Origin of the sequence: Protofrankia sp. CiP3, assembly GCF_917627345.1 — a bacterium.
Taxonomy (GTDB): Bacteria; Actinomycetota; Actinomycetes; order Frankiales; family Frankiaceae; genus Protofrankia.
This window is the reverse complement of sequence record NZ_CAKJTM010000135.1, coordinates 10,200-10,954: the sequence shown is the minus strand read 5'-3', so window position 1 is coordinate 10,954 and position 755 is coordinate 10,200. Positions and strand designations below refer to the sequence as shown.

The window sequence follows — 755 nt, the reverse complement described above, 5'->3', positions numbered from 1 at the left end:
AAGTTATTTCATTACGGATTCTTACGGTTCCTGCCGCTTGGCGCGCTCCCTCTCGCCCGTCCGCCCCGCAGGGCGGGCGCGCAGTGTCGGCATCCGCCTTCCCATGTTCCACGTGAAAGCCGCAGACCAGGCTCGCGCCGCCTCCATGCCGGGCACCACCTGGCCAGTACACGGGCTCCCGCCAGGCTCATCCTGAAGCAACCCCAAGCGCCCCAGTTTCGATGCCGTCTGATCTGGTTTCGACACTTCCTCAGCGGTTCGCTCTCGCTCGCCTTCCCGGTCCCTACCTGACGCATCTTGTGCGCCTTTTCCTCATCGCTCACCACGACGGTCTTCAGCCAACGCAGCATGAGGTGGTTTGACGCCTCCCCCCGCAGGGCGACGCCGAAGGGCCACAAATCCTTCATCTTCCACGCAGCACCGCATCAAGCGAGATCCCCTACCTGTCGACCTCACTCTCCGCGCTCATGGCGCATTGGGGGTGCCAGAAGTCGGCTTGGGCCTGTGACCTGGGCTGACGCGGTGGAGTGGGCTGCCGGCATGATGGTCAGCTATGTCCGTACGCCTGCCGTACCTGATCTTCGTGCGGGTCTGTGGCTGGGTGGTTCTCCTCGGCCGCTCGTCGGCATCGAAGGACATCGAGTTGCTGCTGTTGCGACATGAGGTCGCGGTGCTGCGCCGTGCCCAGCCGAAGCCGCGGTGGGACTGGGCGGACCGGGCGGTGTTCGCCGCACTGATCCGGCTCCTGCCCCAGG

The 755-nt window shown here is 65.3% G+C and carries 1 pseudogene; it reads left to right on the top strand.

Annotated elements, in window-relative coordinates:
* Positions 1-553 precede the first annotated feature (553 nt).
* Positions 554-755: pseudogene (locus MJ797_RS24120) on the top strand (transposase); the annotation flags it as partial.